Source organism: Micromonospora sp. WMMC273 (assembly GCF_027460285.1).
Taxonomy (GTDB): Bacteria; Actinomycetota; Actinomycetes; order Mycobacteriales; family Micromonosporaceae; genus Micromonospora; species Micromonospora aurantiaca.
In genome coordinates this window covers 1401289-1425620 of the sequence record NZ_JAPZBE010000001.1, presented here as the reverse complement: position 1 = coordinate 1425620, position 24332 = coordinate 1401289, and the positions used below count along the sequence as shown (strand labels likewise).

At 72.5% G+C, this 24332-nt stretch carries 26 protein-coding genes and 1 tRNA gene; 12 read left to right on the top strand and 15 right to left on the bottom strand.

Translation table 11 applies throughout. The features are described from left to right. Positions 1-86 precede the first annotated feature (86 nt). On the bottom strand, positions 87-317 hold the full coding sequence (locus tag O7611_RS06865) for a hypothetical protein (protein ID WP_140946609.1): 231 nt from the start codon (positions 315-317) through the stop codon (positions 87-89). Positions 318-381: 64 nt separating this feature from the next. Beyond that, the gene (locus O7611_RS06860) at positions 382-666 is read right to left on the bottom strand and encodes a hypothetical protein (RefSeq protein WP_043325511.1); all 285 of its coding nucleotides are present in this window, start codon (positions 664-666) and stop codon (positions 382-384) included. Here O7611_RS06860 and O7611_RS06855 point away from each other — a divergent pair. Next, the gene (locus tag O7611_RS06855) at positions 656-1396 is read left to right on the top strand and encodes a 5-formyltetrahydrofolate cyclo-ligase (protein ID WP_051611175.1); all 741 of its coding nucleotides are present in this window, start codon (positions 656-658) and stop codon (positions 1394-1396) included. The two genes, O7611_RS06860 and O7611_RS06855, sit on opposite strands and share 11 nt — an antisense overlap. 316 nt (positions 1397-1712) lie before the next feature. On the opposite strand, the gene O7611_RS06850 is transcribed toward O7611_RS06855, so the two are convergent. Together O7611_RS06850 and O7611_RS06845 are read right to left on the bottom strand one after the other, a co-directional pair. Beyond that, a tRNA-Val gene (locus O7611_RS06850) sits at positions 1713-1787 on the bottom strand. A 50-nt stretch (positions 1788-1837) separates the two neighbouring features. Next, a complete protein-coding gene (locus tag O7611_RS06845; RefSeq protein WP_269696407.1) occupies positions 1838-2377 on the bottom strand; it encodes a TIGR02611 family protein in 540 nt (179 codons plus the stop codon). 273 nt (positions 2378-2650) lie between these two features. On the opposite strand from O7611_RS06845, the gene O7611_RS06840 reads away from it, so the two are divergent. Next, complete coding sequence (locus O7611_RS06840; protein ID WP_007457244.1) at positions 2651-3082, top strand: SsgA family sporulation/cell division regulator; 432 nt, start codon at positions 2651-2653, stop codon at positions 3080-3082. A 74-nt stretch (positions 3083-3156) separates the two neighbouring features. Here O7611_RS06840 and O7611_RS06835 read toward each other — a convergent pair whose 3' ends face one another. Further along, positions 3157-3933: a glucose 1-dehydrogenase gene (locus tag O7611_RS06835; RefSeq protein ID WP_091427952.1), complete on the bottom strand. Its 777-nt coding sequence runs from the start codon at positions 3931-3933 to the stop codon at positions 3157-3159. A 190-nt stretch (positions 3934-4123) separates the two neighbouring features. Here O7611_RS06835 and O7611_RS06830 point away from each other — a divergent pair, with 190 nt between their 5' ends. Together O7611_RS06830 and O7611_RS06825 are read left to right on the top strand one after the other, a co-directional pair. After that, positions 4124-5041: a helix-turn-helix transcriptional regulator gene (locus tag O7611_RS06830; RefSeq protein WP_269696406.1), complete on the top strand. Its 918-nt coding sequence runs from the start codon at positions 4124-4126 to the stop codon at positions 5039-5041. A 7-nt stretch (positions 5042-5048) separates the two neighbouring features. Continuing rightward, positions 5049-5504, top strand: a complete 456-nt coding sequence (locus tag O7611_RS06825; RefSeq protein ID WP_104114498.1) for an RrF2 family transcriptional regulator — start codon at positions 5049-5051, stop codon at positions 5502-5504. Between the two features lies 1 nt (position 5505). On the opposite strand, the gene O7611_RS06820 is transcribed toward O7611_RS06825, so the two are convergent. Both O7611_RS06820 and O7611_RS06815 read right to left on the bottom strand, forming a co-directional pair. Continuing rightward, on the bottom strand, positions 5506-6117 hold the full coding sequence (locus O7611_RS06820; RefSeq protein ID WP_269696405.1) for a malonic semialdehyde reductase: 612 nt from the start codon (positions 6115-6117) through the stop codon (positions 5506-5508). Further along, complete coding sequence (locus O7611_RS06815; RefSeq protein ID WP_194802601.1) at positions 6114-6677, bottom strand: flavin reductase family protein; 564 nt, start codon at positions 6675-6677, stop codon at positions 6114-6116. The genes O7611_RS06820 and O7611_RS06815 overlap by 4 nt, the downstream gene beginning before the upstream one ends. Before the next feature lie 394 nt (positions 6678-7071). Between O7611_RS06815 and O7611_RS06810 the strand changes: the two genes are divergently transcribed. Continuing rightward, positions 7072-7245, top strand: coding sequence for a DUF4236 domain-containing protein (locus tag O7611_RS06810; protein ID WP_064498970.1), 174 nt, complete (start codon positions 7072-7074; stop codon positions 7243-7245). Positions 7246-7357: 112 nt separating this feature from the next. Then, positions 7358-7876 carry a potassium channel family protein gene (locus O7611_RS06805; protein ID WP_194802600.1) on the top strand — a complete coding sequence of 173 codons (519 nt, stop codon included), beginning with the start codon at positions 7358-7360 and terminating at the stop codon, positions 7874-7876. Here O7611_RS06805 and O7611_RS06800 read toward each other — a convergent pair. Together O7611_RS06800 and O7611_RS06795 are read right to left on the bottom strand one after the other, a co-directional pair. Beyond that, a complete protein-coding gene (locus tag O7611_RS06800; RefSeq protein WP_194802599.1) occupies positions 7842-8744 on the bottom strand; it encodes a hypothetical protein in 903 nt (300 codons plus the stop codon). The two genes, O7611_RS06805 and O7611_RS06800, sit on opposite strands and share 35 nt — an antisense overlap. A gap of 48 nt (positions 8745-8792) precedes the next feature. Beyond that, positions 8793-9314, bottom strand: coding sequence for a VOC family protein (locus O7611_RS06795; RefSeq protein WP_194802598.1), 522 nt, complete (start codon positions 9312-9314; stop codon positions 8793-8795). A 50-nt stretch (positions 9315-9364) separates the two neighbouring features. On the opposite strand from O7611_RS06795, the gene O7611_RS06790 reads away from it, so the two are divergent. Together O7611_RS06790 and O7611_RS06785 are read left to right on the top strand one after the other, a co-directional pair. Then, positions 9365-9835 (top strand): MarR family winged helix-turn-helix transcriptional regulator, encoded by a 471-nt coding sequence (locus O7611_RS06790; protein WP_194802597.1) that lies wholly within the window; start codon positions 9365-9367, stop codon positions 9833-9835. Positions 9836-9883: 48 nt separating this feature from the next. Next, positions 9884-11455 carry a tetratricopeptide repeat protein gene (locus O7611_RS06785; RefSeq protein WP_194802596.1) on the top strand — a complete coding sequence of 524 codons (1572 nt, stop codon included), beginning with the start codon at positions 9884-9886 and terminating at the stop codon, positions 11453-11455. A gap of 4 nt (positions 11456-11459) precedes the next feature. Here O7611_RS06785 and O7611_RS06780 read toward each other — a convergent pair whose 3' ends face one another. Both O7611_RS06780 and O7611_RS06775 read right to left on the bottom strand, forming a co-directional pair. Then, positions 11460-12863, bottom strand: coding sequence for a sensor histidine kinase (locus tag O7611_RS06780; RefSeq protein ID WP_194802595.1), 1404 nt, complete (start codon positions 12861-12863; stop codon positions 11460-11462). After that, on the bottom strand, positions 12860-13516 hold the full coding sequence (locus tag O7611_RS06775) for a response regulator transcription factor (RefSeq protein WP_269696404.1): 657 nt from the start codon (positions 13514-13516) through the stop codon (positions 12860-12862). Before O7611_RS06775 ends, O7611_RS06780 begins: the two co-directional genes overlap by 4 nt. 95 nt (positions 13517-13611) lie before the next feature. On the opposite strand from O7611_RS06775, the gene O7611_RS06770 reads away from it, so the two are divergent. After that, on the top strand, positions 13612-14721 hold the full coding sequence (locus O7611_RS06770) for a LolA family protein (RefSeq protein ID WP_269696403.1): 1110 nt from the start codon (positions 13612-13614) through the stop codon (positions 14719-14721). Between the two features lie 241 nt (positions 14722-14962). Then, the gene (locus O7611_RS06765; RefSeq protein WP_269698057.1) at positions 14963-17182 is read left to right on the top strand and encodes a HelD family protein; all 2220 of its coding nucleotides are present in this window, start codon (positions 14963-14965) and stop codon (positions 17180-17182) included. Between the two features lie 462 nt (positions 17183-17644). Here the strand turns inward: O7611_RS06765 and O7611_RS06760 are convergent, their stop codons facing one another. Then, positions 17645-18067, bottom strand: coding sequence for a hypothetical protein (locus tag O7611_RS06760; RefSeq protein WP_269696402.1), 423 nt, complete (start codon positions 18065-18067; stop codon positions 17645-17647). A 283-nt stretch (positions 18068-18350) separates the two neighbouring features. Here O7611_RS06760 and O7611_RS06755 point away from each other — a divergent pair, with 283 nt between their 5' ends. Further along, positions 18351-18725, top strand: coding sequence for a hypothetical protein (locus O7611_RS06755; protein WP_036343163.1), 375 nt, complete (start codon positions 18351-18353; stop codon positions 18723-18725). 61 nt (positions 18726-18786) lie between these two features. On the opposite strand, the gene O7611_RS06750 is transcribed toward O7611_RS06755, so the two are convergent. The 3 genes from O7611_RS06750 to O7611_RS06740 form a co-directional block, all read right to left on the bottom strand. Further along, positions 18787-19776, bottom strand: a complete 990-nt coding sequence (locus tag O7611_RS06750) for a sporulation protein (RefSeq protein ID WP_194802590.1) — start codon at positions 19774-19776, stop codon at positions 18787-18789. A 103-nt stretch (positions 19777-19879) separates the two neighbouring features. Then, a complete protein-coding gene (locus tag O7611_RS06745; RefSeq protein WP_194802589.1) occupies positions 19880-20656 on the bottom strand; it encodes a DeoR/GlpR family DNA-binding transcription regulator in 777 nt (258 codons plus the stop codon). 35 nt (positions 20657-20691) lie between these two features. Next, entirely contained in the window at positions 20692-22701 is a 2010-nt protein-coding gene (locus O7611_RS06740; RefSeq protein ID WP_194802588.1) for a beta-galactosidase, read from the bottom strand. A gap of 243 nt (positions 22702-22944) precedes the next feature. Here O7611_RS06740 and O7611_RS06735 point away from each other — a divergent pair, with 243 nt between their 5' ends. After that, on the top strand, positions 22945-24312 hold the full coding sequence (locus tag O7611_RS06735; protein WP_228532741.1) for an ABC transporter substrate-binding protein: 1368 nt from the start codon (positions 22945-22947) through the stop codon (positions 24310-24312). Positions 24313-24332 lie beyond the last annotated feature (20 nt).

Below are 24332 nucleotides of genomic sequence, written 5' to 3'. Positions count from 1 at the left end.
CCTCTATCCCTCAAGCTCTGGCCTCCACGCTACGAGGGGAAGGGCATACCGAGGCCAACGCGCTGCTTCGCAAGAGCTACCTCGCTCTATACGGCACCAAGCAGCCGACCGCTGGCGTTGGATTGACGGCGCGCGCCGCCGCCGTAAGCCGCAACGACAGCCATGTGATCACGGGCCTCGCCCAACTGCACCGTGCCGAGGCGCACGCGATGCTTGGCCAGGCCCGGGACTGCTTCGATGCCCTTGGCATCGCTGAAGATCACTTCGCTTCGATAGATCGTCGAGATCCAGCCGCTGCCCTTTTCTGTCCCAGCCATCACGCGCGACTCGCGGGGTCTTGCTGGCTGTCGCTGAGCAAGCCGGCCGACGCCATCACAGCCTTTAGAGGAGGCTCGGCAACTCATCGCCGCACGCCGCAAGTCGACCGCCGTTGTCCTCGGCAATCTTGCCCTTGCCAGCATCCTTCATCGTGACGTCGATGCAGCCACGTCCCACCTGCGCCAGACCATCGAGGTCATCGAGCGGACCCGCGCCGGCGGTGGTCTCAACCTCGCCTTCGCCGCAGCCCGTCAACTGCGTCCCTGGCGCGACCTGCCCTCGGTCGAGGACGTCAACGACCGACTGTTCACCCTCATGACCCGGTAGGAGGAGCAGCGTGACCAGCATTGGCGATGCCAAGCAGTCCGTTCGGCGACGGGTCTGGGATCTCCTTGAACGCGAAGGCGCCGCACCCATCGGCGTTCACGGTCACATCCCTGACTTCACCGGCAAAGAAGACGCCGCTGCCCGACTCGCCGAGCTGGATGTCTGGAAGCAGGCACGGGTCATCAAGTGCAATCCCGACCGGGCCCAACTGCCCGTACGAGTACGCGCTCTTCAAGAGGGCAAGCTGCTCTACGTGGCGGTCCCGCGACTCGCCACGCCGAAGCCCTTCTACCTGCTCGACCCGACCGTTCTGACCGCTCCGTTCGAGGCTGCCGTCACCAGCACCGGCGCACCGGACGTCGCCCCTACAATCGGCCCCGACGACATGCGCCCGGTGGACCTGATCGTCTGCGGCAGCGTCGCCGTCAGCCGGCGAAACGGCGTACGAGTCGGCAAGGGCGCCGGCTACTCCGACCTAGAGATCGCGCTCCTCACCGAGGCTGGACTCGTGTCCAAGGGCACCGCCATCGCCACCACCATCCACCAGATCCAACTCCTCGACGAGGAACTCCCCCACGCAAGCCACGACTTCAACGTCGATCTTGCGATCACCCCCACCGAGGTGCTTACCTGCACGGCGGACCGAGATCGACCGGCAGGCATCATCGCCAAAGACCTCCGTCAAGATCAGCTAGACAGCATCCCAATTCTGGGCGGCACAAGGGGGCAAGATACCCGGCACAACCCCTAGCAAGGCCGCCGGAGCGAGCGTTCCTGGGCATGAATGCTGGCTCGGCCGTCGAACCCATAGGTCGAGCAGGCCTGCTGGTGGAACTCAAGTTGCTGCGGGCGGCGGGAGATGCGATCAGGCCGGTCGCAAGTGGACTTTGCCAACCGACGGTCCGAGCCGCAGCACGCCGATGAACGTCCGCCCAGGGCCTTGGGAATGCCAGGCCAACCAAGGGCGGGAGCGCCGTGCTCCCAATCTGCTCCCAACTTAAGGGGCAACAGCGGAGAAGCCCGTTACCGGTGATCCCGGTGACGGGCTTCCTACCTGCCTATATTCATGGTGGGCGATACTGGGATCGAACCAGTGACCTCTTCGGTGTGAACGAAGCGCTCTCCCGCTGAGCTAATCGCCCTCAGCGCGCATGACTCTACCCGATCACCCGCCCGGACCAAAAACCGGGCCTCAGTGCGTCGCGAGGTAGTGCAGCGCCTCCGCCACCACGTCGATGCCGAAGCTGTACTTGAGCGACAGCCACACCACCACGGACACGAACGCGAGCCCGACCGCGCCGAGCACGAACCGCACACCCAGCGACCGCATCTTCACCCAGCGCGTCCAGGAGTTGACGTGCCGGCGGGTGAACGCGAGCAGCCGTCGCGCCCAGTGGAACTCGACCGCCCAGACGCCGAGGCCGGCGATGACCAGCAGCCAGCCGGGCCCTGGTAGCGGGATCAGCGCGATGCCGACTGTGACGACGATGGCGCCGAGGATGCCGATGAAGATCTTCAGGGCGACGCGGCCGGTGGGGTTGGCGCGGATCAGGTCGAGCGTGGTGTGCAGGCGCAGCCGCCAGCCCCTTCGCCGCCGGCGCTGCTCCATGAGAGCGCCTTGCGACCGCCCTTCCACCGGCACCTCGTACCCCCGACTTTTGGCTGCTCGGGCCGCACCTTTCGGCGATTCGGCCGTGGCCCGCGACGTCACCGAGGAGCCCCTCGTGACCATTTCCACCCCCAGTGTCGCGCGGGACCGTCACCCCTGCTCACGACTGGACGTTACCGGAGTAAGTCGACGACTGAACCACCCGTTGCCGGGCGGAACGACGGAGTGGGCGGAACCGGAAATTCTACGCGGGGCCACGCGGTCCCGGGGGCTTTCGGAACCCCTTCCCACCACTGGGTGAAGTCAGCGTATGGCGGAGCGTAGCCAGGAGCAGCACCTGAGTATGGGAAAAGCGGGACACGCGCGTTCCGCAGCGGTGCCGGGGGGAGAACGTCCATGAGTGTCATCCGACCGACGACCGTAGAGGTCGAGACGTCGCTAAGGCTCGTCGCGCCTGACGCCACCGCCTTGCCGGTGCGTGCCAGCCTGCGTTACGACCCTGCTGACCCGTATGCGGTCCATGTCCTGTTCCACGCCGAGTCCGCCGGCGGCGAGGCGGTGAGCTGGTCGTTCGCACGCGAACTGCTGGTCACCGGGCTCGACGAACCGGCCGGCATCGGTGATGTGCGGGTCTGGCCGTGGGCCACCCCGCGCGGCGACTTCGTCGCGCTGGCGCTGTCGTCGCCGGACGGCAACGCCCTGTTCGAGGTTCCGCGCAGCGTGCTGGTGCGCTTCCTGCGCCGGACCTACGTCGTCGTCCCGCGCGGCCGCGAGGCCGAGCACCTGGACGTCGACACCGCGGTGAACCGGCTGCTGGCCGGTCGCTGACACGGCGACACCCGGGGCCGCGCGGATCTGCCGAGTCCGCGCGGCCCCGGGCCGTCTGCAACCGGGGGTACGCGTCAGCCGCGCGTGGTGATCCCGCCGTCGACCGGGATGACCGCTCCGGTCAGGTACGCGCCCGCTCGGGACGCCAGGTAGATCGCGGTGCCCGCCATGTCCTCGGGGCGGCCGATCCGGCCCAGCGGCACCTGCTGTTCGATGGCCGCGCGCGACTCGGGGTCGTCCAGCGCGAACGCCATCATCTTGCTCTCGAACGGTCCGGGCGCGATCGCGTTGACGGTGATCTGCTCGCCGGCGAGCTGGTGGGCGAGGCCGCGGGTGAGCATGTGCACCGCTGCCTTGGTGGCGGAGTACGCGTACACCTCCATCCACGGCACCCGGATGCCGTCGATCGACCCGATGTTGATCACGCGGGCCGGGTCGTCGGCGCCCGCCGCGGCGCGCAGTTGCGGCAGCAGCGCGGTGGTCAGCCGGAAGACGGCCTTGACGTTGACCGCCCAGAGCTTGTCGAAGGCGCCCTCCGGGTACTCCTCCAGTGGCGCGCCCCAGGTGGCGCCCGCGTTGTTGACGAGCACGTGCAGCCGGTCATGGCGCTCCCGCACGGCCTCGGCGAGCGCCAGCGCGCCCGCGTCGCTGCCCAGGTCGGCCGGGATCGCCTCGCAGTGGCCCTCGGCGGACAGTTCCTTGGCGACCGACTCGCACACGTCGGCCTTGCGCGAGGAGATGATCACCTTCGCGCCGGCCCGGACGAAGCCCCGCGCGATCATCAGCCCGATGCCGCGTGAGCCGCCGGTCACCAGGACCGTCTTGCCGTCGACCGAGAACAGATCCGTCATGCCCATCCCATCGCCGTCGCCCGGCCGCGGGCCGGTCGGCCGGGGCCGCGTCGGCCGGGTGCACGACGCACACCGGCCCCAGGGTCTTACCGATCGGTAACCTAACCGTCCGGCTCGGGTGCCGACAAGAGCGGCCCGAGCGGGTGAAACCGTCGAGATGCAACGTGCGGGCGCTCCGGTTACCGTCGGGATGATGGTCACTACCGGTCAGCCCTCCCCGGCCACCCGCACCGGCCTGCCGGAGCTCCGCCCCGGCACCGACGAGATCGTCACCGGTGTGCTCGGCGACCTCGCCGCCGAGCCCGGCTGGCCCCGCCCGGTCCTGCTCGACCGTGATCTGCTGATCCTGGTCACCCACGGGCACGGCACCGCCGAGCTGGACTTCCGTCCGGTCCCCTGCCGTCCGGGCACGCTGCTGCGCGCCCGTCCCGGCCAGGCGCTGCGGTTCGTCGGCGCGCAGCTCGACGCGACAGTGGTGAGCTGGCGGCCGGACGCGCTGGCCGGCCTCGACGTCGATCCGGAGGCGGTGCCCGCCCACCGTCAGCTCGCCGGCGAGGACGAGGACGCGGTGATCAGCGAGGTGAGTCAGCTCGCGGTGGACGCCGAACGGCACGCGATGGTGCCGCCCGCCGCGGCGCTGCTGCGTCACCAGCTCGCGGTGCTGCTGCTGCGGCTGAGCCTGCTGCCGCATCCGGAGAACGGTGCCGCGCCGCGGGCCGAGACCGACACGTTCCGGCGGCTGTGCCGCGAGGTGGAACGCGGCTACCGGCACACCCGCCGGGTGGAGGACTACGCCGCCCAGCTGGGCTGTTCGGTGCGTACGCTGACCCGGGCCTGCCTGGCGGTGACCGGCCACAGCGCCAAGCAGGTCATCGACGAGCGGGTCGCGTTGCAGGCGTGCCGGCTGCTGGCCGCCACCGACGAGTCGATCGCCCGGATCGGCCGGGACCTGGGTTTTCCCGAGCCGACGAACTTCGGCCGCTTCTTCACCCGGGAGGTCGGGGTGAGCCCGGGCACGTTCCGGGCCAACCGGGATCGGCCGCTGCCAGTCCGTCTGGTGCGACCCCGGCCGCCCGCCGACTCCCCCGCACCCACCGGCCAGGCATGATGGCACTGTGCAGATCTCCGCGCGCGGCGACTACGCGGTCCGGGCAGCCCTGAGCCTGGCCACCGCGTACCCCACCCTGCTGTCCACCCAGGCCATCGCGGCGGAGCAGGACATGCCGCGCAAGTTCCTCGAGGCGGTCCTGGCCGACCTGCGCCGGGCCGGGGTCGTCCGGGCCCAGCGCGGCGCCGAGGGCGGCTACACGCTGGCCCGGCCGCCGCGCGAGATCACCATCGGGCACGTGTTGCGCGCCGTCGACGGTCCGCTCGCCGGGGTACGCGGGCTGCGCCCCGAGGAGACGCAGTACGAGGGGGCGGCGGAGAACCTGCCCCGGCTTTGGGTGGCGGTCCGCGCCTCGGTGCGCCGCGTGGTCGACGAGGTGAGCCTGGACGAGCTGGTCAGCGGCCGGCTGCCGGCCCACGTACGCAAGCTGACCGCCCAGCCGGACGCGTGGGAGCCGCGCTGACTCACAGCGTGTCGACCACCTCCTCGTAGGGCAGGCGCGGCAGCCGTTCCCGCCAGGCGTCCGGCGCCGGGCGGCCGATGTTCATCAGCAGCAGCACCCGGTGCCGCCCGCCGGGGAAGAACTCCCGTTCCACGCCTGCGGCGTCGAACCCGGCCATCGGTCCGGCGGCCAGCCCGGCGGCGCGGACACCGACCAGCAGGTAGCCGATCTGGAGCGCGGCGTTGAACCGGGCCTGCGCCTCCCGGCCGGCCGGGTCGCCGGTGAACCAGTCGCGGGCGCCGGGGCGGTGCGGGAACAGCTCGGGCAGCCGGTCGTGCCAGTCCACGTCGGCGGCGAGCACAGCGGTCAGCGGCGCGGAGGCCGTCTTGTCCCGGTTGCCGGCGCTGACGTACGGCAGCAGCCGCGCCCGGGCCGCCGCGGAGCGCAGCAGCAGCACCCGCAGCGGCTGGGCGTTCATCGCGGTCGGGCCGTACCGGATCAGGTCGTGGACGGCGCGGACGTGCTCGTCGGCGACCGGCTCGTCGGTGAACGCGTTTGCGGTGCGGGCCGCCCGGAACAGCAGGTCCTGGGCGGCCCGGTCGAGCGCGATCAGCTCCTCGGCGGCGGTGGTCACCACGCCTCGGGCCAGTCGCCGAGCGTGGTGGTGTAGGTGCCCCGGTGGTGCAGCAGCGGATCGCCGTCCTCGCCCGCGCCGAGCGCGAGCGGTTCGCCGAGCAGGATGGTGTGGTCGCCCGCCTCGATTCGGCGGACCACCCGGCACAGCAGCACGGCGAGCGCGTCGCCGATCAGTGGCACGCCGAACGGCCCGGTGGTCCAGCCCGGGTGGGCGCTGAACCTGTCGATGCCGCTGGTGGCGAAGATCTGGGCGATCTCCTGCTGGCCGGAGGCGAGCAGGTGCACGGCGACGTGCTCGGCCTGCTCGACTGTGGGCCAGCTCGACGACGCGTGGCCCAGGCAGACCGAGACCAGCGGCGGGTCGAGCGACACCGACGTGAACGAGGTGGCGGTGAAACCGGCCGGCGGCAGGTCCGGCCGCATCCGGTTGCCGCGCAGGCCGGGGGTGGTGACCACGGTGACTGTGGACGCCTGGCGGCGCAGCAGGCCGCGGAACGAGTCGACGTCGACCGGGCGCAGCTCGACGGTGGTGGCACCGGGCCGGTCCACGGTGGTCACGACGCCACCAGCTCACGACGTGACGGTGCATGCACGTGGTCCACGAGAGCCTCCAGTCCAGGGGTAGCAGCGGCGGCGCTGTGTTCTCTCTCGGTACCCCCGGATGAGGGAGGCGATGCGGGGCGACCCGGCACTCATGCTGCCGACCACTCACGGCGCCGGTCAACGCCCTTCCAGTCAGTGAGACTTTCATCGCTGGCTTTGTTACAGCGCGTATCCACCAGCATTTACTACTCCTTAACACCTACCCGTTGGATAGAGATTCTGCCGGGCGCCGGTCCCACCGTCCAGAGCGGATCGGGCAGGGTTTCGCGAATCGTCGATCCGGGCATGTTCGATGCCGCGAAGGCATGCAGACGACTGCAGAGGCAGGGAGACGAAGGAGGCACCCCCGATGGGCGTCCAGTTCCGCAAGCGTAAGAAGTACGGGCCGCTGATCCTCCACTTCACCCAGAACGGCTTCTCGTCGTGGAGCATCAAGATCGGCCGCTGGTCCTGGAACTCGAACACCCGCGCCCACCGCGTGGACCTTCCGGGGCCGCTGTCGTGGAAGCAGGACAAGGCCTGACCTTCCAGGCGACGAGCGGGGTGCCGGCGATTCGCCGGCACCCCGCTCGTCGTCTGCGGCCGGGATCGCGGTTCCGCCCGTCACGGCGTTGCGGTGGCCGGAGAATCGCCACATGGCGGACCTGTTGCTGCGGCGGATACGACGGCGGGCCGTGGCGGCCTGCCTGCTCATGCTCGTCGGCTACTTCCTGGTGCCGGTCGAGGCCGACCCGAACGGCCTGCGGCTGGTCCTGCGCTCGGCCGGCACGCTGGTCCTGGTGGCAGTGATCGCGTTCCTGGTCACCGGCCAGGTCCGCCGCCAGCTCGTCAAGGACCAGCCGACCGGCCGGGACGAGGACCGGGCGCTGACCCGGCTCGCGGTCGCGCTGATCGCCGGGCTGCTGGTCTTCGCGCTCGGCGACTACGTGGTGGCGAACACCCGGCCCGGCGAGTTCGTCGGCCTGCGCACCCGGGTCGACGCGCTCTACTTCGCGCTCGCGACGCTCACCACTGTCGGCTACGGCGACGTGCACGCCCAGGGTCAGATCGCCCGGGTGGCGGTGTGCGCGCAGATGGTGTTCAGCATCGGCGTGGTCGCCACCGGGGCGTCGATAGTGGTCAAGCAGATGACCCAGCGCTCGGGACGACGCTGATCGACACGTCCCCGCCGAGCCGGCCGTGCTCCGGGTCGCGGGTCACCGCGCCCGAGGCGAGCAGCGAGGCGAGCGCCCGGTTGGCGTCGGCGGCCCGGTAGACAGTCGCCGTGGTGGCGAAGCGGCGCAGATCGGTGACCGTCTGCGGGCCGGAGCGGGCCAGCTCGGCCAGCAGTTCCCGGCGCAGCGGGCCGGGCTCGGGATCGAGCGAGATGTCGAGCAGGCGGCCCTGCGGATCGGCCGGGTCGCGGTAGCGCACGCCGGCGTACTCGTCGACCGCCCAGAGCGCGTCCTTGACCGCCTCCAGCCCCCTGTCGGAGCCGGTGGCGTAGCCGAGCAGCCGCGCCGGGCCGTCCCCGTCGGGCACCAGCTCGACCTCGGTGACGAGCGGGAACCCGGCACCGGTGAGCGCCGGCCGCAGCGACCGTCCGGGCGTGGTGACGAGCAGCAGCTCGGCCGGGCGCCCGGACGCGGCGGCGGCGAGCAGGGCCGGGTCCGGGTCGGCGCCGTCGGCCACGACGAGCAGCGGCGCGCCGGCCGCACCTGCGGCCTTGAGCGCCACCGGCAGCCGGTCCGGGCCGCCGGGCACCAGGTGCACGGCGACGTCGGCGGGCAGGGTGGCCTCGGCGGCGCCGAGGCGTACCGGCAGGTCGGTGCCGTCGTCGGCGACCACCAGCACGGTCAGCCGCCGCCCGCGCAGCCGGTCGGCGAACTCGGCCACCACCCGCAGCGCATCCTCCGCGCCGGTGGCGTCTCCCCCGGCGTACGCGAGCGCGAGCGTGGCCCGCCGCGCCCGGTGCAGCGCGGCGGGGAGCCAGTGGTCGAGCTGGCGGACGAGCAGCTCGCGCAGGACGGCGTCGGTCGGCATGGTGCCGTTTCTACCGCACGGCGCGGCGGGCCCGGCCGCGAACCCCGCTCAGACCGGCACGGAGATGCCCACGCCGCCGCGGGTCTGCCCGCCGTAGCGCTGCCGCTCGCGGTCCAGGTCGAGCCGCCCGATGCGGGTACGCGCGGCGAGCGCGGCGTCGTCGAGCAGGTCGGCCGGGACGATCCAGACGATCTCGAACTCCAGCCCGTCCGGGTCGCGGCCGTAGAGGCTCTTGGTGGTGCCGTGATCGGACGCGCCGACCAGCGCTCCGGCGGTGGAGAGCCGTTCGGCGGTGGCGGCCAGCTCGTCGAGCGTGTCCAGCTCCCAGGCCAGGTGGTAGAGGCCGACGGTGGCCCGGCCGGCCTGGGACGCCCCGGCCGCCGCGCCGATCTCGAACAGGCCGAGGTCGTGGTCGTTCGTGGAGTCGGGCGCCTGGAGGAACGCGGCGCCGCGGAAGCCCTCGGGCGTCATCGGCACCCGGCGGAAGCCCAGCACGTCGCCGTAGAAGGCGACGCTGCGTTCCAGGTCACTGACGTAGAGGACGGCGTGGTTGAGTCGGTGGATGCCCATGTCACCGACCGTACCCCGGTTTTGTTGAGCGTTCAACTATCGACGGTATGATGGGCGCCATGACCCGGTGGCTGGACCCCGACGAGCAGCGGACCTGGCGGGCCTTCCTGACCGCCTCCCGAGGGCTCATGGAGACGCTCGACCGCGAGCTGCAACGCGACGCGGGCATGCCGCACGCGTACTACGAAATCCTGGTCCGCCTCTCCGAGGCCCCCGACCGGCGGCTGCGGATGAGCGAGCTGGCCGAGCTGACCGGCTCGTCGCGCAGCCGGCTCTCGCACGCCGCCGCGCGGCTGGAGGCGTCCGGGTGGATCCGCCGGGAGGGCTGCCCCACCGACCGGCGCGGGCAGGTCGCCGTGCTCACCGACGAGGGCTTCGCCACCCTGGCCGCCGCCGCGCCCGGCCACGTCGAGGGGGTACGCCGGCACCTGTTCGACGCGCTCAGCCCGGCCCAGGTCGACCAGCTCCGCCGGATCAGCGAGACGCTCGCCGACCACCTGACGGATTCGGGACCAAACTGATCCACTCCGGGTCTTGTACATACCGTCGCCGGACGAGCACGATGGGGCGTGTCCTCCGGCTTCGCTGACCTGACCGTCCAGGCGCACCATCTGGTGTCCGAAGGCGACCTCGACGGCGCGCACCGGCTGCTCGCCGACGCGCTCAGCGACGCCGATCCCCGACCCGGCAACGCCTCCCCCGAGCTGGCCGAGGCGGCCGGGCTCCAGGCCAAGGTGCTCGTCGCGCTCGGCGAGCCGCACTCCGCCCGCGGCTGGGCCGCGTTCGCGTACGCGGCCGCCACCCGGCTGTACGGCCGCTCCGACGAGCGCACCGTCACCGCCGCCGCGACGCTCGCCGCGGTGCTGCACCGGGTCGGCAGCGACGCCCGGGCCGCCCGGCTCTACTCCGACGTCATCATCGAGCTGACCGCCCGCAACGGCCCGGAGTCGCAGCAGGTGCTCGCCGCGCACGCCGATCTGGCCACCGTGGAGTACGCGCGCGGCCAGTGCGAGGTGGCCCGCGACCGGTTGCAGGACGCCTGGGAGCTGCACCGGGAGGTGTACGGCGACGGCCACCCCAGCGGCATCAAGATGCTGGCGAAGCTCGGCGCGATGGAACGCGACTGCGGCCGGTACGCCGACTCGCACGAGCACCTGACGCTCGCCGAGGAGCTGTGCCGCCTGCACCTGGACTTCGACGACCCACTCGCCGCCCAGGTGGCCGGGCTGGCCCGCGCCGCCGCCGACCCGGACCACGTCTGCCCCGCGCCCGCCGCTCCGCCGCCCGAGCCGCCGCCCGCCCGGACCACGCCCGTGGTGCCCGCCGCCCGGGTTCCCCCGGCCACCGAGGGCCCGCACGACCTGCCGCCCTACAGCCCGCCCGCGCTCGACGAGCCGGTCGAGACGCCGCTCTACCACCCGCCCGGCCGGGCCGCCGAGACAGCGCACGTGCCGACACCGCGTACCGCGCCGGAGGCCGACGGCGACGCGTTCGACGACTACCCGTGGCCGCCCGACGAGCCGGCCGAGCAACCGTGGCGACCGGGCGCGGACCCGCTGCCGCCCACTGTGGTCGGGCTCGCCGACGACCAGCCCGACGGGGTACGCCGCGTGCCGCCGCCACCGCCCGAGCCGCCGTCGCGCTACCTGCCGGTGCACGTGCCCCGGCCACCCGCGGCCGAGCGGCGCGCCCGTCCCTGGCTGCCGCTCGTGGTGCTCGGCGTGGCGGTGGCGCTGCTGCTCGGCACCATCGCGGTGATCGCCGGCGTGTCCCGGGTCGACGACGGCCGCGGCACCCCGCCGCCGGCCTCCAGCGCGCCGCCGGCGACCTCCGCCGCTCCCGCGCCGTCCACCCCCGCCGCCGCCGAGCCCGGCACGCCGCCCGGACGGCTCACCCTCACCGACCGGCGCGACAGCATCGTGCTGAGCTGGACGTACCCGGCCGGCGCGGAAGGACCGGTGGTGGTCGCCGGGGGCCGGGCCGGGCAGCCGCAGGGCACGTTCGCGACGCTGCCCGCCGGGTCGGCCGACTACATCGCCTACGGGCTCGACCGCACCACCGACTACTGCTTCACAGTGGCGCTGGTCTGGTCCACCGACAGCGTCGCCCGCACCGGGCCGGTCTGCACGAAACGCCGATGACCGCTCACTCCGGCTCGGGCTCGGCCAGCACGGGCAGCCGTACCGTCGCGCGCAGCCCCGGCGCGGCGGCGCCGGGCGTCGCGTCGGCGAGTTCCACCGTGCCGCCGGCCCGGCGCACCAGCTCGCGCACGATGGCCAGGCCCAGACCGGCGCCGCCCGCGTCGCGGGCCCGCGCGTCGTCGAGCCGGGTGAACCGGGCGAACACCCGCTCCCGGTCCGCCGCCGGGATGCCCGGACCGTCGTCGGTCACCGTGATCAGGTGGTACGCACCGTCCGGCCCGCTCACCGCCAGATCGACACCGGTGTACGCGTGCCGCAGCGCGTTGTCCACCAGGTTCACCAGCACCCGGCGCAGCTCCCCCGCGTCGCCCTCGACCCACCGGGGCGCGTCGGGCGGCGTCAGGCGCAGCGGCGGCGACGGATAGCGGGCGGCCACCGTACGCAACAGCTCCCCCAGCTCCACCGGGCCCACCGGGGACGGCCGGGCGTCCTGCTCGTCGAGGCGGGCAAGCAGCAACAGGTCGTCCACCAGGCGGCTCAGCCGCTCGGTGTCGGCGAGCAGGTCGTCGGCGACCGCCGGCCAGTCCGTGTCGTCGCCGAGACGCCGGGCCACCTCCAGCTCGGTACGCATGTTCGTCAGCGGGCTGCGCAGCTCGTGCGCGGCGTCGGCGACGAACGCCCGCTGCCGGTCCCGGGACGCGGCCAGCCGGTCCAGCATGTCGTTGAGCGTGACCGCGAGCCGGTGGATCTCGTCCTGCCCCGCCGGTACGGGAAGCCGCTCCGCCCCGGCCCGGCCGGTGATCTCGGCGGCGCCGCTGCGCAACTGCTCGACCGGCCGGAGCGTCGCGCCCACCACCCGCCAGGCCACCACGCCGAGCCCCGCCACCAGCAGCGGGAAGCCGACGAGCAGCAGGTTGCGGACCACGTGCAGGCTGTGCCGCACGTCGGTGAGCGACTTGGCGACGAGCACCGTCCGCGGCTCCTGCGGCGTGCCGGCCGGCACCGTGACCACCCGGACCGGGCCGGGCATCCCGGCGCGCCGCCCGTCCACCACCAGCCGCTGCCGCTGCCCGGGACGCAGCTCGTCCGGGCCCAGCATCGGCACCAGGCGGTCCGCGTCGATCGAAGCGGCCCGGATCCGGCCCTGCGCGTCGACCACCTGCACCCGCAACTGCCCGCCCGCGACAGGCAGCGGGTCCGGCAGCGCGTCCTCGGCGGTCAGCAACGCGACCGCGTCGGCGGTGCGCAGCGCCTCCTCGTCGACCGAGCGTTGCAGCGTCCAGCCCAGCGCGCCGAGCAGCAGCGCCCCGCCGAACGCGAACCCGACCACGAGGCCCAGCACGCCCAGCGCGAGCAGCCGGGCGCGCAGGCCCAGGCGCGGCAGCGGGCCGCGTATCCACCGGCTCATGTGGCCAGCCGGTAACCGGCGCCGCGTACCGTCTCCAGCCGCTCCCGGCCGATCTTGCGCCGCAGGTAGCCGACGTAGACCTCCACCGCGTTCGGCGCGGTTTCGACAGAGGCGTCCCAGACGTGGTCCAGCAGCTCGGTCTTGGAGACCACCTCGCCGGGGCGGCGCATCAGGTAGTCCAGCAGCGCGTACTCCCGGCTGGTCAGCACCACCTCGACGTCGGCCCGGGTGACCCGGCGGCGGGCCGGGTCCAGGCGCAGGTCGCCGACGGTGAGCACGGCCGGCCGCCGGGGCGCGCCACGGCGCAGCAGCGCCCGCAGGCGGGCCAGCAGCACCACGTACGAGAAGGGCTTGGTCAGGTAGTCGTCGGCGCCGCAGTCCAGGCCGTCGGCCTGGTCGTACTCCCCGTCCTTGGCCGACAGCATCAGCACCGGCAGCCAGCGCTGCTCGGCGCGCAGCCGACGCACCACCTCGTAGCCGGACAGGCCGGGCAGCATCACGTCGAGGATCATCGCGTCGTACTCGCCGTGCCGGGCAGCGTCCAGCCCGTCCGGGCCGGTAACCGCCACGTCGACCACGAAACCCTCCGCCGACAGGCCCCGGCGCAGCGCCGCCGCGAGCCGCGTCTCGTCCTCCACCACCAGCAACCGCACCGGTCCAGGGTGCCACCACGGGCTCACCCGTAGGGGATCTCCTCAGCGTGGTCACAGCGACGGTCGCGCAGCATGGAGCGCAGGAGGTGCACACTATGTCAGTGATGAAGAACCGCGCCGTGCTGCGCTGGCTGGTCCCGGTGACCGCGGGGGTCGCCGTGATCGGCGGTGGCGCCGCCGTCGGCACGTTCGCCGCCGGCGCCGACCCGGCGCTGCCGCCGCGCAGCGCCGCCCAGCTCCTGGAAGACCTGCGCACGTCCCGCCTGGACGGGCTCTCCGGCACCGTGGTGCAGCGCGCCGACCTGGGCCTGCCGCCGATCGCCGCGCTCGCCGGCCAGGCCACCGGCAACGACCTGGCCGGCCTGGTCTCCGGTACGCACACGCTGCGCGTCTGGTACGGCGGCGAGGACCGGCAGCGGCTCGCGCTCGTCGACACGCTCGGCGAGCAGGACATCCTGCGCAACGGCCGCGACGTCTGGACCTGGAACAGCCGGGAGAACACCGCCACGCACCGGAAGTTGCCGGCCGACGCGCCGGAGCGGGCCACCGTGCCGGCCACCCCGGCCGACGCCGCGGACCGGGCGCTGGAGGCGATCGACCCGACCACCGCGGTCACCGTCGGCCGCACCGCCACAGTCGCCGGGCGGGACGCGTACGAGCTGGTGCTCACGCCGCGCGACAAGGCGTCCCTGGTCCACCAGGTCCGGATCGCGCTGGACGCGAAGGAGCACGTGCCGCTGCGCCTGCAGGTGCTCGCCGACGGGCAGGACGAGCCGGCGTTCCAGGTGGCGTTCACCCAGGTCGACTTCCGCACGCCGGAGGCCGACCAGTTCCGGTTCAACCCGCCGCCCGGCGTGAAGGTCACCGAGGCGACCGAGGGCGAGCGGCCCGGACCGGCCGGCGAGCGGTTCGAGAAGAAGGACGCCGAGAAGCCGGACGTCCGTACCGTCGGCACCGGCTGGACCACGGTGGTGGTCGCCAAGATCGGCGACGCGGCGACCGGCGGCGGCGCGAAGCCCGGCGCGGACGCGCCGGATGCCCAGATGCTGGCCGGCGTGCTCGGTGACCTGCCGAAGGTCAGCGGCGACTGGGGCAGCGGCCGACTGCTCAGCGGCAAGCTGTTCAGCGTGCTGCTGACCGACGACGGCCGGGTGATCGCCGGTCTGGTCACGCCGGAGCGGCTCTACGAGGCGGCAAAGGGCTGAGAATCGCCGTGCCCGGGGCTCGGTCGGCTGACGCCGGCCGGGCCCCGAGTCGTGTCCGGGCTTGGTCGGGTGGCTGCCGACGCGCTATCTTTCTCAGTTCAGGCACAAAAAAGGAATGGCTTCTGAATGCCATTCCTGCGGCAATTCTAGTCAATGAGGAGCCGGATTGTCAACGCACTCCGACGTGTCGGCTGACCTGCGCCAGGACGACGAGATCGGCCGGGAACAGGAATACGTCTCGATGCTGTACGACCGGCTGGACGGCATGCGGGAACAGGCCGCCCGGCGGCTCGACGAGGAGTTGCGCCACACCGGTGGCACGCAGCAGGCCCGCTCGCAGCGCGACTCGACAGTCGCGATGTACGCCGACCAGGTCGAGCAGTTCTCCGCGGTGGAGAGCGGCCTGTGCTTCGGCCGCCTCGACGGCGACGACGGCGCGGTCCGCTACATCGGCCGGATCGGGATCTTCGACTCGTCCGGCGACTACGACCCGCTGCTGATGGACTGGCGCGCCCCCGCCGCCCGCCCGTTCTACCTGGCCACCGCCGCCAACCCGCAGGGCGTACGCCGCCGGCGCCACCTGCGCACCCGCGACCGCAAGGTGACCGGGCTCAACGACGAGGTGCTGGACATCGCCGCCGCCTCCCCCACCGCGCACGAGGAGCTGACCGGCGAGGCGTCGCTGCTCGCCGCGCTGAACGCCGGGCGTACCGGCCGGATGCGCGACATCGTCGAGACCATCCAGGCCGAGCAGGACCGGATCATCCGCGCCGACCTGCCCGGCGTGATGGTGGTGCAGGGCGGGCCCGGCACCGGCAAGACGGCGGTGGCGCTGCACCGGGCCGCGTACCTGCTCTACACGCACCGCCAGCAGCTCTCCACCCGCGGCGTGCTGCTGGTCGGCCCGAACGCCACGTTCCTGCGCTACATCTCCCAGGTGCTGCCCACGCTGGCCGAGACCGGCGTGCTGCTGCGTACCCAGGCCGACCTGTTCCCCGGCGTACACGCCCGCCGCGCGGAGCCGGCCACCACCGCGGCGCTCAAGGGCCGCGCGGTGCTGGCCGACGTGCTCGCCGCCGCCGTCCGCGACCGGCAGTGGGTGCCCGACGAGCCGGTCACCATCGAGCTGCCGCAACGGGAGGTGCTGACGCTCGACCCGGAGACCGTGCGGCAGGCCCGCGACCGGGTACGCCGCACCGGCCGCCCGCACAACCTGGCCCGGGCCCTGTTCGACGTGGAGATCGTGCACGCGCTCGCCGACCAGGTGGCCGAGCGGATCGGCGCCGACCCGCTGGGCGGGGAGAACCTGCTCTCCGAGGCCGACCGCGCGGAGATCCGCCGCGAGCTGCGCGAGGAGCCGGAGATCCGGGCCGCGCTGGACGAGCTGTGGCCGGTACTGACCCCGCAGCGCCTGCTCGCCGACCTGTACGCCTCGCCGGAGCGGATCGCCACCGCCGCGCCGATGCTCACCGATACCGAGCGGGCCGCGCTGCACCGCGAGCCCGGCGGCTGGACACCAGCCGACGTGCCGCTGCTGGACGAGGCCGCCGAGCTGCTCGGCGAGGACGAGCGCGCCGCCGTGGCGCGCCGGGAGCGGATCCGGGCGCTGGAACGCGAGTACGCCGAGGGTGTGCTGGAGATCTGGCGCGGCTCCCGCTCCATCGACGTCGAGGACGAGGCCGACGGCGGTGAGATCCTCGGCGTCACCGACCTGATCGACGCCGACCGGCTCTCCGAGCGGCAGGAGGAGTCCGACCGGCTCACCACCGCCCAGCGCGCCGCCGCCGACCGTACCTGGGCGTTCGGGCACGTCATCGTGGACGAGGCGCAGGAGCTGTCGCCGATGGCGTGGCGGCTGCTGATGCGCCGCTGCCCGAGCCGGTCGATGACGATCGTCGGTGACGTGGCGCAGACCGGCGCGCTCGCGGGCACGCCGTCGTGGGGCGAGGCGCTGGCGCCGTACGTGGCGGACCGGTGGCGGCTGGAGGAGCTGACGGTCAGCTACCGCACCCCGGCCGAGATCATGGCGGTCGCCGCCGACGTGCTGGCCGCTATCGATCCGGCGCTGCGGCCGCCCCGCTCGGTACGCGCCACCGGCGTACCGCCGTGGGACCGGACCGTACCGGCGGACCGGCTGGTGGCGGAGCTGGTCGAGGCCACGGCCCGGGAGGCCGCGTCGCTCGGTGACGGGCGGCTCGGCGTGCTGGTGCCGACCGGCCGGGTGGCCGAGCTGGGCGGCGCGGTGGTGACGGCACTGCCGGAGGCGACAGTGGGCGAGCAGCCGGAGCTGGCGAACCGGATCGTGGTGCTGACCACCGAGCAGGCAAAGGGCCTGGAGTTCGACTCGGTGCTGGTGGTCGACCCGGCCCGCATCGTCTCCGAGTCCCCGAGGGGCCACAGCGACCTCTACGTGGCCCTCACAAGAGCCACCCAGCGCCTGGGCATCCTCCGCACCCCGTAACCCCCACCCCCTCCCACCCTCCCACCCCGTTGATCATGAAGTTGGCGGCGATGTGGATCTCCAAATCGGCCGTCAACTTCATGGTCAACGGGGTCGAGCACGTGCTGCCTCAAGTCCCGCTGCGCCCCCTCTCCGCCCCCTCTCCGCCGTCGCTCCGCTCCGCGATCATGGAGTTGCGGCCCGTTCGCCAGATCGGGGAAGTTGCTACATCACGGCCACCCTCACCACACCACTTCCCCGAAGTGGCGGGACGTCGCCAGCGCCAGCCGGGGAAAGCACATGGCCAGAGAGGGCGGGATCGGGTGCGGCGAACACGCCAGCGCCGGAGTGGTGGTCGCGTGCGCCACATCGGGGAAGTTGCCACAACATGGCCGCCCTGACTGCGCCACTTCGGCGAAGTGGCGCAGTCAGGGGTGCGCATGGTGGGGGCGGCCGGAGGCCGTCCCGCCGTCCCTGCCTCGGTCAGCCCGGGTTGGAGCGGTTGTTGGTGAAGTTGCCAACCTGGGCACCGGTGGCCGAGTTGTCGCTCGTGGAACCGCCGGCCGGGGTGCTCAGGCCACCCGTACCGGCGTCACCGGTCGTCGTGGGCGCCACCTTGCCCGGGTGCTTCTCGGGCTGGCGGGCCAGCCGGCGCACACTCGCCGGGCCCGCGGTGCCACCGGTCGTGGTCACCGCGCCCTGACCCCGGGTCGGTCCGCCGTCGCGCAGCACCGTCGGGTCGACGGGTACGTCCGCCGGGTCGTCCGGGTCGAGTTCCTGCCGCACCCGCTCCACGTCGGTCTGCGGCACGGTGACCTCGTCCAGCGCGCCCTCGCCGTACACGCCTCCGGCGACCCGCTGCTCGGCCCGCCGGGCGGCGTCCTGCCGCATGTCGTCCTCACGCACGTCAACCACCTCGCAGCTCTCTCGGGGTATCGGTGGTGCGTGCCCGAGGGCGGGTGGCTGAAACCGGAAGCGGCGGCGGGAGGACCGGTGTGCGCCCCGGTGTCCGGTTCCGGCCGCGAGCCGAGCGCGGCGGCCATTCGACGGTGACCGGCGGTTACCTTGTCTCCGGCCCCGGGTAGACCCAGGGTGCCCCCGCCACAGAGCGCGAACCGCGCCGTGGCCGACCTGCGGTAGCGGGGCGAGGGTGTGCAGGTACGACTCATCAAATCCTGAGGAGGACCAGATGAGCACGCAGGCTGCATCCACCAGGCCGATGAACCGGCCGATGTCCGACGTCCAGAACCGGTCGAGCATGCAGGACACGTCGACCCGGCACATGCCGTCGATGCACGACGGTCACCGGGAGAACATGCCGTCCCCGGGTACGGAGACGAAGCAGGCGTTCCTGACCACCGAGTTCTGGGTGTACGCCGCAGCGGTCGCGGTCGTCGTGATCGCCGCGTTCTGGCGAGGCGCCGCCACCAACGGCCTGAACATCAACAACCCGAACCAGGCGTGGTGGTACCTGACCGCGCTGACCGGCGCGTACCTGGTCAGCCGTGGCCTGTCGAAGGCGGGCAGCGCGCGCCGTTCCGGCAAGGAGCGCCGCGGACGTTGACCGTACGCCGCGCGAACGGCGACGCCCCCGGGATCCGTCCCGGGGGCGTCGTCGCGTCCGCTCACTCCTCGCCGAAGTCCCCGAAGTCGTCGCCGCCGCCGTCGAACGCGTCGTCGAGCATCTCCCCGGCGATCATGCCGCCGGCGACACCCAGCGCGGCGCCCGCGACCACGCCGCCCATGCCCGGGCCGCGCCGCCCGTGGCCGGCATAGCCGTGGTGACCCGGGTAGCCGTGGCCGCCGTGCGGCATGCCGAAGCCCTGGGCCCGCATGCTGCCGTAACGGCCGGTGGTCTCCCGCAGCCAGCCGTCGACGACCTGCACCCAGTCGGTACGGGTGGCGTCGGTGTGCGGGACCGAGTAGCGGCCGATGACGTCGTGCCCGGGGCTGAGGAAGCCGCCGCGCTTGTCGCACTCCAGGATCACCTCGACGCCCTGCTGGCTGGTCACGAACGTCAGCTCGACCTCGGTGACCGTCTGCGCGTACTGCGGCGCGGCGAAGAACTCGATCTCCTGGTAGAACGGCAGCGTCTGCGGCACGCCGTAGATGTGGCCGCGCTCCAGGTCGGCGTGCTTGAACCGGAAGCCGAGCGCCTGGCACGCCTCCAGGATCCGCTCGTGGATCGGCAGCGGGTGCACCGACACCTGGTCCAGGTCCGACTTGTCGACGGCGCGGGCCACCGCCAGCTCGGTGCGCAGGCCCATCGTCATGCCGTGCAGGCGCTGGCCGTACACGTCGGTGATCGGGGTCTCCCACGGCACCGGCATCTGGAACGGGATGGAGAGCTGCTGCTTGGGGGCCAGCTCGAAGGCGCCGCTGACCGGCATCCGGTGGAACTCCATCACGCCCGCGTACTCGTGGTCGCCACCCTCGATCTCGACGCGGGTGACCAGGCCGAGGTTGATCTGCTCGATCCGCGCCGGGCTGTCGCCGCCGACCAGGTTGACGTGACCGTCCAGGGTCAGCCCGGGCCGGGTGTTCGGGTTGGTGAGCACCGTGTCGACACTCGGGCCACCCACGCCGAACGCGCTCAACATCTTCTTGAAGACCATCGGTCACTCCCGCTGAACGGCACTCCGACATGGACCGTCGGACGCTTCGTCAGGGCACCCTAAACGGCCCGGCTGAAAAGTGGCTGTGAGGCACGCCGTGGCCTCAGTCGGCGCGTACCACCACCAGCTCGCCGACCTGCTCGCCGAGCTGCCGGCGGGCCTCCGGCGGCAGGCCGCCGTCGGTGATCAGTACGTCGGCCTCCTCCAGCGGCGCGATGGTGGCGATGCCGATGGTCTCCCACTTGGTGTGGTCGGCGAGCACCACCAGCCGCCGTGCGGACCCGATCAGCCGGCGGTTCACCGCCGCCTCCAGCAGGTTGGGCGTGGTGAATCCGGTACGCGGGCTCATCCCGTGCACGCCGAGGAAGAGAAGGTCGACGTTGAGGGCGGCGATGGCCGCCTCGGCGACCGGGCCGGTCAGCGCGTCCGACGGGGTACGGATGCCGCCGGTCAGCACCACCGTCTGGTCGGCGCGGGGATTCTGGTAGAGCGCGTCGGCCACCGGGATCGAGTTGGTGACCACAGTCAGCCCGCGTACCTCGGCCAGCCGGGCGGCCAGCGCGGCGGTGGTGGTGCCGGCGGACAGCGCCACCGCCATGCCGGGCTCGACCAGGCCGGCGGCCCGCTCCACGATGGCGCGTTTCTCGGCCTGCTGGCGTACCGACTTGGCGGCGAAGCCGGGCTCCTCGGTGGAGCCCGGTCCGGCCAGCGTCGCGCCGCCGTGCACCTTGTCGATCAGGCCGCGGTCGGCCAGCACCTCCAGGTCGCGGCGGATCGTCATGTCGGACACACCGAAGCGGCTGACCAGGTGACTGACCCGGACGCCGCCGCTCTGGCGGATCAACTCCAGGATGGCGCTCTGCCGTTGCTGGGCGAGCATGGGGGACCTCCTCGGCGCGAACGGCCACGTACCGGTCAGGCGGTCGCGGGCACCGGCGCGGGCTCCTCGCGGACCACCGCCACCTCACCCGCCGGCACCTCCAGCTCGCCGTCGCACCGGGCGCCGCCGAGCAGCTCGGTGCCGGTGACCGCCAGCCGGGCCGGCTCGGTGGTGTGGTTGACCACGAACAGCCAACTCCGGTCCGCCGAGCGACGGCGGACCACCTCCACCCCGGGCGGCGCGCCCACCGGCGGACGGACACCCGTCTCGTCGAGCAGCCGGGCCACCAGCCGGTCGGTGGCCTCGTCGTCGAGGCGAGTGCCGACGTACCAGGCGGCGCCCGCGCCGACGGCGTTGCGGGTCAGCGCCGGCACGCCGGGCAGGGGCCCGTCGGTGTACGCGGCCAGCACGTCCGCGCCCTCGGCGTGCAGCCACTCGGTCCACACGTCGGCGCGGGCACCGTCGTCGAGGCGTACCGTCTCGCCGGCCCGCAGCGGGAAGAACTCCTCGACGCGTACGCCGAGCAGGTCGCGGAACGCGCCGGGATAGCCGCCGAGCCGGATGTGGTCGTGCTCGTCGACGATGCCGCTGAAGTAGGTGACCACAGCCGTGCCGCCCGCCTCCACGAACCGGCGCAGCGCGTCGGCGTCGGCGTCGCGGACGAGGTAGAGCGTGGGCGCCAGGACGAGCCGGTAGCGGGACAGGTCGGCCGACGGGTGCACCACGTCGGCGGTGACCCCGGCCCGCCAGAGCGCGGCGTGCAGCGCGGACAGCCGGTCGGTGTAGGTGACGTCGACGCTGGGGTGGGAGTCGAGTTCGGCGCCCCACCAGGCCTCGTAGTCGAACAGGATCGCCACGTCGGCGTCGACGCGGCTGCCGCGTACCTCGGCGAGCGCGCGCAGGTCGGCGCCGAGCCGGCAGACCTCGCGGAACACCTTGGTGTCCGGCCCGGCGTGCGGCACCAGCGCGGAGTGGAACTTCTCCGCGCCGGCCCGGGAGGCCCGCCACTGGAAGAACAGCACCCCGTCGGCGCCGCGCGCGACGTGGGCGAGGCTGTTGCGGCGCATCTGGCCGGGCGTCTTCGCCACGTTGCGGGGCTGCCAGTTGACCGCGCTGGTGGAGTGCTCCATCAGCAGCCACGGCGCACCGCCGGCGACGCCCCGGGTGTGGTCGGCGGCCAGCGCCAGGTCGACCTGCGGCTGCGGCTCGGCGGCGGTGAGGTAGTGGTCGTTGGCGACCACGTCCACGTCGGAGGCCCAGGAGTGGTAGTCCAGGTACTTGATGCCGGTGCCGATCATGAAGTTCGTGGTGACCGGCTGCGGGACGAGCCGGTTCAGCAGCTCCCGCTCGGCGCGCAGCTGGGCGCGCTGCTCGTCGGAGGAGAACCGCAGGAAGTCCAGCTGCTGGGTCGGGTTGGCGAACGTCGGCGCGGTACGCGGCGGATTGATCTCGGCCCAGTCGTGGTAGCGCTGGCTCCAGAACGCGGTGCCCCAGGCGGCGTTGAGCGAGTCCAGGTCGCCGTAGCGCTCGCGCAGCCAGCCGCGGAACGCCTCGGCGCTGACGTCGCAGTAGCAGTGCACGTTGTGGCAGCCGAGTTCGTTGGAGACGTGCCAGAGCACGACCGCGGGGTGCCGCGCGTATCGCCGGGCGACGGCCTCGACCAGGGCGAGCGAGTGGTCCCGGAACACCGGCGAGCTGGGGCAGTACGCCTGCCGGCCGCCGGGCCAGAGCACCGTGCCGTCGGCCCGGCGGGGCAGCGTCTCCGGGTGCCGGTGTGCCAGCCACGGTGGTGGGCTGGCGGTGGCGGTGGCCAGGTCGACGCTGATGCCGCCGTCGTGCAGCAGGTCGATCGCCCGGTCCAGCCAGTCGAAGACGTACCGCCCCGGGGTGGGTTCGAGCAGGGCCCAGGAGAAGATGCCGACCGAGACCAGGTTGACCCCGGCGCGTCGCATGAGGTCGACGTCCTCGGCCCACGTCTGCTCGGGCCACTGCTCCGGGTTGTAGTCGGCGCCGTACCAGATGCCCTCGCCGTGCCAGTTCCGCATGACAGCAGAGGTTGCCCCCGAACAGCACCCAAGTCAACACTTTCCAACATCGACTGAAGTTCCAACGTTTACCGGCTCTTTGCCCTGCCCTGCCGCTGACAGCGTCGTCTTTTTGCCCTCTTGACAGCGCCGCGCCAAGGGGTAGCTTCAAGCGCCACCGGCTGTTTGTGTTCGGACGTGTGGATTCTCGGTGGATCTGCCACTGCCGACACGAACACCGCTCACCGCCAACGATCACGGTCCATGAGCGCAGCGCACCTCTTCCACGCAGGAGGCACCATGTCCCGTCCCCGCTCGCAAGCCGAATACCTCGCCCGGCTCGTACCCCCGTCCGTCGCCGGCCTGAACCGGCGCTCGCTGCTCGCCGGCGCGGCCGGCGCGGGGGCGCTGCTCGGCACCGGGCTGCTCGCCGGCTGCGGCGACTCCGACTCCGGTTCCGGCGGCGACGCCAAGAGCGTCTCGCTCGGCTCGAACCAGTCGGACCCGAAGCCCAAGGACGTCGTCGCCAAGGTGATGGACGGCTTCAAGACGTCCTCCGGCGTGACCGTCGACATCAACACGGTCGACCACAACACGTTCCAGGAGAACATCAACAACTACCTGCAGGGCAAGCCGGACGACGTGTTCACCTGGTTCGCCGGCTACCGGATGCGGTTCTTCGCCGCCAAGGGGCTGGCCGGTGACCTCAGCGACGTGTGGGGCAAGCTCGACGGCTACTCCGACGCGTTCAAGAAGGCGTCCACAGGCGACGACGGCAAGCAGTACTTCGTACCGGCGTCGTACTACCCGTGGGCCGTCTTCTACCGCAAGTCGGTGTGGCAGCAGCGCGGCTACGAGGTGCCCAAGACGCTGGACGACCTCAACACACTCGGCGCGCAGATGAAGAAGGACGGCCTGAACCCGATCGCGTTCGCGGACAAGGACGGCTGGCCCGCGATGGGCACGTTCGACATCCTCAACCTGCGGATCAACGGCTACCAGTTCCACATCGACCTGATGGCCGGCAAGGAGGCGTGGACCTCCGACAAGGTGAAGAAGGTCTTCGACACCTGGGCCGGGCTGCTCCCCCTGCACCAGCCGGACTCGCTCGGCCGCACCTGGCAGGAGGCCGCCCAGTCGCTGCAGCAGAAGAAGAGCGGCATGTACCTGCTCGGCCTGTTCGTCGGCCAGCAGTTCAGCGGCGCGGACCTGGAGGACCTGGACTTCTTCACCTTCCCCGAGGTCGACTCCACGATCGGCGCGAAGGCCCTGGACGCCCCGATCGACGGCTACATGATGGCCCGCAAGCCGAAGTCCAAGGACGCGGCGGAGAAGCTGCTGACCTACCTGGGCTCCAAGGAGGCGGCGGACATCACTGTGAAGAACGACCCGAGCACGCTCGTCGCCAACAGCGGCGCGAACACCGGCGCCTACACCGCGCTGCAGAAGAAGGCGGCCGAGCTGGTCGGCTCCGCCACCGAGATCGCCCAGTTCCTCGATCGCGACACCCGGCCGGACTTCGCCTCCACCGTGATGATCCCGGCGTTGCAGCAGTTCATCAAGGACCCGAAGGACATCAGCGGGCTGCTCACCAGCATCGAGAACCAGAAGAAGTCGATCTTCACCAGCTGACGGCGGAAGGGGGAAGGACA

Coding starts and splice junctions, on each gene's coding strand:
- O7611_RS06865 (WP_140946609.1), bottom strand. CDS start 317: ATGGCTGGGACAGAAAAGGGCAGCGGCTGGATCTCGACGATCTATCGA.
- O7611_RS06860 (WP_043325511.1), bottom strand. CDS start 666: ATGCTGGTCACGCTGCTCCTCCTACCGGGTCATGAGGGTGAACAGTCG.
- O7611_RS06845 (WP_269696407.1), bottom strand. CDS start 2,377: ATGGTCACGAGGGGCTCCTCGGTGACGTCGCGGGCCACGGCCGAATCG.
- O7611_RS06840 (WP_007457244.1), top strand. CDS start 2,651: ATGAGTGTCATCCGACCGACGACCGTAGAGGTCGAGACGTCGCTAAGG.
- O7611_RS06835 (WP_091427952.1), bottom strand. CDS start 3,933: ATGACGGATCTGTTCTCGGTCGACGGCAAGACGGTCCTGGTGACCGGC.
- O7611_RS06830 (WP_269696406.1), top strand. CDS start 4,124: ATGATGGTCACTACCGGTCAGCCCTCCCCGGCCACCCGCACCGGCCTG.
- O7611_RS06810 (WP_064498970.1), top strand. CDS start 7,072: ATGGGCGTCCAGTTCCGCAAGCGTAAGAAGTACGGGCCGCTGATCCTC.
- O7611_RS06805 (WP_194802600.1), top strand. CDS start 7,358: ATGGCGGACCTGTTGCTGCGGCGGATACGACGGCGGGCCGTGGCGGCC.
- O7611_RS06800 (WP_194802599.1), bottom strand. CDS start 8,744: ATGCCGACCGACGCCGTCCTGCGCGAGCTGCTCGTCCGCCAGCTCGAC.
- O7611_RS06795 (WP_194802598.1), bottom strand. CDS start 9,314: ATGGGCATCCACCGACTCAACCACGCCGTCCTCTACGTCAGTGACCTG.
- O7611_RS06790 (WP_194802597.1), top strand. CDS start 9,365: ATGGGCGCCATGACCCGGTGGCTGGACCCCGACGAGCAGCGGACCTGG.
- O7611_RS06780 (WP_194802595.1), bottom strand. CDS start 12,863: ATGAGCCGGTGGATACGCGGCCCGCTGCCGCGCCTGGGCCTGCGCGCC.
- O7611_RS06770 (WP_269696403.1), top strand. CDS start 13,612: ATGTCAGTGATGAAGAACCGCGCCGTGCTGCGCTGGCTGGTCCCGGTG.
- O7611_RS06765 (WP_269698057.1), top strand. CDS start 14,963: ATGCTGTACGACCGGCTGGACGGCATGCGGGAACAGGCCGCCCGGCGG.
- O7611_RS06755 (WP_036343163.1), top strand. CDS start 18,351: ATGAGCACGCAGGCTGCATCCACCAGGCCGATGAACCGGCCGATGTCC.
- O7611_RS06750 (WP_194802590.1), bottom strand. CDS start 19,776: ATGGTCTTCAAGAAGATGTTGAGCGCGTTCGGCGTGGGTGGCCCGAGT.
- O7611_RS06745 (WP_194802589.1), bottom strand. CDS start 20,656: ATGCTCGCCCAGCAACGGCAGAGCGCCATCCTGGAGTTGATCCGCCAG.
- O7611_RS06740 (WP_194802588.1), bottom strand. CDS start 22,701: ATGCGGAACTGGCACGGCGAGGGCATCTGGTACGGCGCCGACTACAAC.
- O7611_RS06735 (WP_228532741.1), top strand. CDS start 22,945: ATGAGCGCAGCGCACCTCTTCCACGCAGGAGGCACCATGTCCCGTCCC.